General features: G+C 45.0%; 6 protein-coding genes. All 6 read right to left on the reverse strand.

Annotated elements, in window-relative coordinates; translation table 11 throughout:
* Nucleotides 1-1,496, reverse strand: a 1,496-nt coding sequence (locus CAG69_RS15465; RefSeq protein ID WP_202600793.1) for a L,D-transpeptidase family protein, incomplete at its 3' end; no start/stop codon positions are given.
* A 141-nt stretch (nucleotides 1,497-1,637) separates the two neighbouring features.
* Nucleotides 1,638-2,720, reverse strand: coding sequence for a DUF1513 domain-containing protein (locus CAG69_RS15470; protein ID WP_161444980.1), 1,083 nt, complete (start codon nucleotides 2,718-2,720; stop codon nucleotides 1,638-1,640).
* A complete protein-coding gene (locus CAG69_RS15475; protein ID WP_161444982.1) occupies nucleotides 2,701-3,738 on the reverse strand; it encodes an imelysin family protein in 1,038 nt (345 codons plus the stop codon). Before CAG69_RS15475 ends, CAG69_RS15470 begins: the two co-directional genes overlap by 20 nt.
* 10 nt (nucleotides 3,739-3,748) lie before the next feature.
* Entirely contained in the window at nucleotides 3,749-5,131 is a 1,383-nt protein-coding gene (locus CAG69_RS15480) for a di-heme oxidoreductase family protein (RefSeq protein WP_161444984.1), read from the reverse strand.
* 96 nt (nucleotides 5,132-5,227) lie between these two features.
* Complete coding sequence (locus CAG69_RS15485; protein ID WP_161444985.1) at nucleotides 5,228-6,490, reverse strand: imelysin family protein; 1,263 nt, start codon at nucleotides 6,488-6,490, stop codon at nucleotides 5,228-5,230.
* A gap of 176 nt (nucleotides 6,491-6,666) precedes the next feature.
* Entirely contained in the window at nucleotides 6,667-7,293 is a 627-nt protein-coding gene (locus CAG69_RS15490; protein ID WP_237668082.1) for a GTP cyclohydrolase II, read from the reverse strand.
* Nucleotides 7,294-7,515 lie beyond the last annotated feature (222 nt).

A 7,515-nucleotide genomic window follows, 5' to 3' on the forward strand; every position in this document is an offset into this window, starting at 1 on the left:
GTTCCTTCTTCTAACCATGCGGTTTGATAAATAATGTGCACTTGGATGCGTTCTCCTAAAGGAACCGACGTGTTAGAGCGACGCGTACTTTCCCGTTTTTTCGCTAAGCGCTCTTCTAGTCCCTGAGTTTTGAATAAGAGCTCCGCCAGTTGGTCTGCATGTTCAACGCGGACACACCCGGAACTGAATGCGCGTCTATCTCGTTCGAACAAGTTTTTACTTGGCGTATCATGCAAATAGATAGCTTGGGGGTTTGGCATATTAAACTTATACAATCCCAATGCATTGTGTAAGCCCGATGCCTGTCGCATACGATAAGGAAATGCTCTCGGATTCACCGTCGCCCAATTGATGGTTGTAGGGTCAATAATTTCGTTTGACGTCCAAGACCGGATGATTTGAATGTTGTGGTTAATCAAATACATCGGATTACGTTTCACTTTAGGAATGATGTCTTTCACCATTATGGTCCATGGCACATTCCATGTGGGGTTGAGAATGACGGAGTCAAGAGTTCCCGACATGATTGGTGTTTTTCTTGAGGCTCTACCAACCACAACTTTAGACTCGAACAACGGTTGACCATCGTGCCAATACGTCACTTCGTATCCAGGTACATTTACAAAGACAACATTATCTCTGTCTTTGGACCAAATCCTTGAACGTTCTGAGTTCAGCGCCAATAGATGCAATCGTTCTTGAGGAGAAAAGTTGATCCATCGAATGGTATTCGGGCCAATCACCCCATCCTCTTTCAAGCCATGAATACGCTGAAACTCTTTCACCGCTAACTCTAATTCTTCATCATACTGTTGGGTCGTGATATCTAAATACGATACATCCACACCGACCACTTCCATACGCTCAATCAGAAGCGGTTTATTTTCTAATTGGTCACCGACACGGGCAAGGCCCGTTTGTTCATAGATTGGGTATTGATACTGAGCGTGCTCGGATAAAGAGGAGTAAGCGGAATAAAAAGCTTCGTCCGTTTGTAAAGGAGAGCGAAGGCTTGCTAAGAATTGACCAAGTTTGCCAACTGTAATTTCGTTACTCAGTACGGACAAAGTATCGATGCTAGGAGCAGGTAAAATCACGTGGGCTTTGTTAGCAAATAACCAGTTGATACCTTCTTCAGGGAGCTGCTCGAGATAACTGAGATACATCAACAGTGAATCTGTCATCACCAAATCAAAGTCGAGGTTATCTCCCTGCCATCGAACTTGGTTTATACGATGGAGTTGATTCTCGAATTCGTCCGTGACGCCAGCAAGAGCAACCAGGTTTACTTGAAAAAGAAACTGCTCAATATCGCTTTCATTTTCCCAGTTCAAACGGTAATTGGTACTTTGATAAAGCTGGTCAATCACCTCTGGATAATGGATCATTTTTTCGACAGACAGCTTTTGTGCCGCTCCCTCTTGCTCTGTTTGTGCAGAAGCTTCGAGAGAAACGACGGTAGAAAAGCTGCAAAACGGCACCATAAGTGCCGTCATGATTAAAACCCTAGCAAACACTGAAACGATCCTTGCGCTACTTGCCATAATGAAAAGTATGGCAAATATCTCACAGCTTGCAGGTTTAAAATTAAGAATCTGATGTCGAAATTAACATCAAGTTTCTTTATCTACTTGGGTTCAAACAATCTTTGACCAATGGTTATCCCATTGAACACCACTAAAAGAAGCGCTTTTATGTGTCGTTGGCCTTTGCTCAATCACTTTGCCAGCACCAGAGCTGACCCTGAATTCCTTTCCATATGTCACCACTCCCGATGCATCTGGCAAAGCACTTAACTCAACCAACTTCCCTGTAGCTTTGGACCATATCCCATAACAACTGCCCGGAGGAGAAGTCGCAAGGATCCATTCATCCGTCGCCGCGATACTCGCGACATAGTGATTAAATCTCGCCCACTCTTCGGGTTCCGCATGCAAAGATTGCATCACACCTCCACGAATGTGCATCGCAAGTAAAGCTGGGTATTCATCCGGCTCTCCACGATATTGTTGACCACACAGTACCGTCTCTGCACCATCATGCGCTAAATGACGGATGCTCAACTTATGATCTGGTAAAGAGACTTGATCCAACAGCTCACCTTCTTGTGAAAGGTAACTCAGGCTTGGTCTCATGCTATCTAGATTGAGCGGTTCACGGCCGTTGGTGTGTACGCCACCGACGCCAATCGCTAATGCGCCATCAGGCATCATGATCACTTCATGAGGGCCGAGGCCAAAACCTGTTAACTCATCGATCTTTTGATATTGCTTTTGCACATCATAAACACCGATGATCCCACGGCTTGTGCCCCTTTCCCCTTCTGTAGCAAATAGCAACATACCGTCATGGGAGTAAACACCATGACCATAGAAATGGCGATTTGGCTTTGCTAGCTGCAGTTTGATCATCTGCTCTGAGCGATAATCAAACACCATGAAGAAAGTACCTGGTCGACGACCAAAAACTACGGCGTGGCCTTGTGGGTTTGTTGCCACACCGTGACCACGTTCAGGAATCGGCAATGAAGATAGCGGCATACCATGCTCATCCGCCACCACCGCTGCATATTTATCTCGGCCAATGATAGAGCAGCCGATCAACGCAGGCTCACGTGAGCTTGTTGAAGCACAACCAAATGGCATCATAGGTGTAGCCGCCCCGAATAGAGCGGCTTTCAGTAAGGTTCGGCGGGTTTGATCAGTCACCATCGGTTGCATTAAATCCTATAACCACGCCAAGCTCAATCGCCACTTCTTCGTGAATCAAGTACTTCAATTGTTCTAGCTTGTTGTATTGAGCGAGTACCATGCGGTAGCCTTCTTTACTTTGTAAAGCCGTGAACAAACTCTTATCTTCAGGCCATGTTTCCAACGCCATTTCAAACTGGTGAACAACACGGTCAGCGAGATCTGCATGGCCTTGCTCTCTTAGTAGCGCATCTAGGCCATTTCCGTTAGCAAAGTACAACGCTTCCATCCCTTGAAGGTTGGCTTTTAAGTTTGAAAGTGAGGTCTCTGAACGCCACGATTCTGAAAAATACGGGCGAGGCTTACCAATCTTCGCTAATGGACGACTCAACTTCTTCATGCTGTAGTCAAGCTGATTAGAGAGCAGCGAAATGTACTCAGATTTCCATTCCGTCATCTCTAACGACTTCCAAGGATTTTGTGCCCAAGAGTCTGCGATGATCTGCGCTTTGTTTTCTAGGTTTTCAGCAATTGCAACACCTGTCGTACAGGTATTGCTGTTGCTAGATAAGGTCGACGCTTTATCGTAAAGCAGCCATTCGAGCGCACCTAAACCTTGCACAGTGACACTTTGCGTGGAGATCTTTTCCGCACTCCAAACTTGGTCAGATTTCGTCAGCACAGACATTTTTCGGCCAGTGGTGTTCTTTTTATCTGGCCAAAACTGGACATTCCAACTTTGCTCCAACGCCGTAGCAGGGCCACGCTCTTGACCTTGTAATGCCATCCACGTCAGCATAGTTTGGTGCCATTGCTGTTTTACTTGAGCATCATCTTTCGTCTCTGATGTGCAGTAATCCGCGAAGCTTTGTTCTAGTTCTGTGGTTTGCGCTAAAAATGTCTGCGCAGATTGAAACTCAACTTCATAGACCGCTTGAGAAATATGACTTGTACTCTCAGGCTTGGCAGAGCTTGAACCGACTGTCGATTGGCAACCAACCAAACTTAACGTTGCGGCAACCGCACTCACTAACAGTGTTTTTTTCATGGTTGCTTCCTTATAGAGAATTCAGAAACGCAATCAATGCATCACGTTCTTTTTTGTTCAGTGCTAGCACGTTTTGTTTGGCCGTTTCCGCTTCGCCGCCGTGCCACAACACCGCTTCCATCAGGTTACGGGCGCGGCCATCATGTAAGAAGTAAGTATGCCCGTTTACTTCTTCGGTATAACCAATGCCCCATAGGGGTGCCGTTCGCCATTCACGGCCGTTTGCTAAGTACTCAGGACGGTTATCGGCTAAACCTTCACCCATGTCATGCAGAAGCATGTCTGTATATGGATGGATAAGCTGCTCAGAAAGCGCTGGTAACTCTGGTCGCTTCGCCGTTTTGACACTGGTCTTATGGCAGCTTTCACAGCCAGATGCAGCAAAGATTTTCTGACCGAGTTTCACGCTAGGATCGTTCATATTTCGGCGAATAGGTACGGCTAAGTGCTGGCTGTAAAACTCAACGAAGTCGAGAATATTTTCACTCACTTCTGGTTTACCGCCATTTGGCATGTCGTCACAAATACTTTGTTTCGAGGTACAGTTTTCATTGGGGAATAAATGGCTCGTCAGCCCCACATCACCATTGAATGCTGCTGCATTTTGCTGCATTAACGTCGGTTGTCCGGCTTTCCAGCCAAAACGACCAATCGAGAAGTCGTCCTTCTCAATCTCCCAAACCTTGTTTACTTTGCCTGAGATGCCATCTTTGTTGGCATCTTGTTCATCAACCCAAGCCAGTAGCGTTTCGTCAGGAATACTCTCTAACAAACCAAGGCCGATCATTGGCGGTGCAACACGCGCTGAAAATTCCGTATCAGGGTGCATATCGCCGTAACCTAGATCGGTAATATTCAAATGAGGTTTTCTTAGTGTCACCGTCGTGCCGTCTTTAAACTTCACTGGCACATCGGTGTACGTGATTTCGATTTTTCCTTCTGGCGTTTGATCTTGCAGGGCAAAGTCTTGGAGCTGGCCGCCATAAGTCGGCTCAGGTATAACGCCGTCTCTGATGTACGCTGTTTTTTGTTCTGACGTCATCGCAGGGATGCTCAAACGCACTAACATGGACACCGCATGCAAATCATTTTGCTCTGGAGGATGACCACGACCATCTTTGATGTGGCAGTTTTGACAACCATTTGTATTGAAAAGAGGTCCCAAACCATCTCTGGCATCGGTAGACGCTGGCGCTTGTACCCAAGGGTTGCGGAAAAAACTATTGCCCACGCTAAAATCAAGACGTTTACTCATAGGAAGGTTCGCGGCAGGAAGAGAATACGCGTTGGCGCCTTCTTTTTTGACGCTCGTTTGTCCACCAGATTTCACATCATACGCGATAGCAGTAGAAGAAAAGATCACGGCCAAGGCCGAAATTAAGTAAGGCTTCATATCATTGCTCTAAAACACAACAAGAGGGGTGGGATAACAGCGAGTTAAAACGGTAAAGGGCTCGTTTGAGCCCTTTCAATTATTTTTGTACTTTGATTAAAACTCGTGGTCAGCAGTATCAGGGCTTAGGCTATCAATGCCAATGATACCCGCAGCACGTTCAATTGAACCGGTTTGAGCAACCAATGACATGATGGTGTCATTCACTAACGTGTTGCCTTGTGCATTACCCGCTGCAATTAACTGGTCGAAGTGTTGGTTGTTCTTCTCCGCAGACGTAACCAATTTACCAACTTGATTACGCGTAACATCAAACTGCTTCTGGATCTCTTTAGCTGCTTGTTTGTCTTTTTGAGCCACTAGGTCAGCAATACTCGGACCAGAAAGCAATGTGCCGTTTTCACGCTTGTAAAGACCTGTGTAAACGTTATAGATGCCCTGCTCGTTGTAGTAATGAGAGTTGTGCGTATTGTCTGAGAAACAATCGTGCTCATCTTCTGTCGAGTTTGCTTCCAACGCCACCTTCATGCGCTCACCAGCAAGCTCACCCAAAGACAATGAACCCATACCGAACAACATTTTACGTAGGCCATTATCCGCAGAATCATTAAGAAGCGTTTCACGGTAGTTGCCTTTCACTTCCGCAGACCACTGTTTTTCCATCCATTCAAGGTCTTGAACCAGTAGATCGGCTGCCGCTTTTAGGTACTCACCACGACGGTCACAATGACCATTCGTACACTCAGAACCGACAACGAAGTCCGTGTAAGCGCGCTGACCTGCGCCTGCGTTTGTGCCGTTTAGGTCTTGACCCCAAAGTAAGAATTCAATCGCATGGTAACCAGAGGCCACGTTTGCTTCAGAGCCACCTACTTCGTTGAGATCCGCTAGCAATTCTGGAGTAATGTTTGAAACGTCTAGTTTAGAAGCACCAATCTGTAGACTGGTGTTTGCGATGATGTTTGCAGCAGCGCCTTCGTTACCGAGTTCATATTGGTAATCTGTCGCTACGTAGTCAATTAGGCCTTCATCAAGTGGCCATGCATTTAACTGCCCTTCCCAGTCATCAACAATCGCGTTACCAAAACGGAATACTTCAGATTGTTGGTACGGAACGCGAGAGTCTAGCCACGCTTGTTTTACTTCTTCAAGCTTATCCGCTGATGGCGATTTTAGGAATTCGTCGATTTTTACGTCGAGCGTTTTCGCCGTTGTCACAGCGTCAGAAAAGACTGCATGTGCAACGTCTGCATAATGTTCAACGACTTGTTGTTTCGTTACTTGGGCAGCAATGGTAGAACCACTGGCAATGAGAAGTGATGCAGCAATAGATTGGACTAAAACTGTTTTTGCATTCATCTGAAGCATCCTTGTTGAGCAATTTATTCGTTTTATTCGTAGTGCTAATTATTCTTATTTGCACTATTAGTCACGAGATAATACAAATTTACAATTTATTTTCAACTCTAGATACAAAAAAAGCCTCATCATTGTGAGGCTTTTAACATGAAAAACTGATAATTTAATAAATAAAATCAGAATTTTAGATTGTGCTTCCCATGAGAAACTTTTGCTTTTAGGTAGCTTTCATTACCATCTTTAATATGTGCAGAGGTATTGACAACCAAAAAAAATTTCTTAGGGTTGTTGGTCACAAGGCGAATTTTACTTACACCTAATGCTTCGAGCATTTGCGCTGCTTCAGTGAAATCACGAAGGTCATCATCAAAACCCAAATGGTTGTTTGCTTCATAGGTGTTCATACCTTGGCTTTGCAAACGGTACGCATCAATTTTGTTGTATAGACCAATACCACGACCTTCCTGACGTAGGTACAAAATAATACCGCCAGATTCGCCCATGCGTTGAATGGTTTCTTCTAATTGCTCGCCGCAATCACAACGGGATGAGTGAAAAACATCACCAGTAAGACATTCTGAATGCATACGCACCAAAGGCGTTTCTTGCGTTTGATCCGCTTGCCTAAAGATAACTGCCACATGCTCTTTATCTGTCTTCAGGCCACGAAAAGACAGGATTTCAGCATCGATATTACTTTTAGCCCCGACTTTAAAATCTACTCTGGCACGTACTTCCGCCATATCTATACTCACTCGATTTATTGCTTGATGCGCTTGATGCGTTTTCGTTATTGCATTCATGGGATTCACTCATTGCTCTTCAACTATGGGGATTGATACCGCATTTTTCAATATAGAGATCACAATTGAGAGCAGTTATCCCCTAAAGACAGCCAAAGAGAACAACTCCCCGCGCTGACGAATTGTTATAGTATAACAATTTTGAAAAACTACAATAAAAAACCCCAGACAAATTTTGTCTGGGGTTGATAATGAGTTGTATGTAGGGGTGATGATTTAATG

The organism is Vibrio sp. V43_P6S15P86 (assembly GCF_009904725.1).
GTDB classification, from domain to species: domain Bacteria; phylum Pseudomonadota; class Gammaproteobacteria; order Enterobacterales; family Vibrionaceae; genus Vibrio; species Vibrio diabolicus.

Bases quoted from the DNA above. Each gene is read 5' to 3' on its own strand.
- CAG69_RS15470 (WP_161444980.1), bottom strand. From the start codon at position 2,720: ATGCAACCGATGGTGACTGATCAAACCCGCCGAACCTTACTGAAAGCC.
- CAG69_RS15475 (WP_161444982.1), bottom strand. From the start codon at position 3,738: ATGAAAAAAACACTGTTAGTGAGTGCGGTTGCCGCAACGTTAAGTTTG.
- CAG69_RS15480 (WP_161444984.1), bottom strand. From the start codon at position 5,131: ATGAAGCCTTACTTAATTTCGGCCTTGGCCGTGATCTTTTCTTCTACT.
- CAG69_RS15485 (WP_161444985.1), bottom strand. From the start codon at position 6,490: ATGAATGCAAAAACAGTTTTAGTCCAATCTATTGCTGCATCACTTCTC.
- CAG69_RS15490 (WP_237668082.1), bottom strand. From the start codon at position 7,293: ATGAATGCAATAACGAAAACGCATCAAGCGCATCAAGCAATAAATCGA.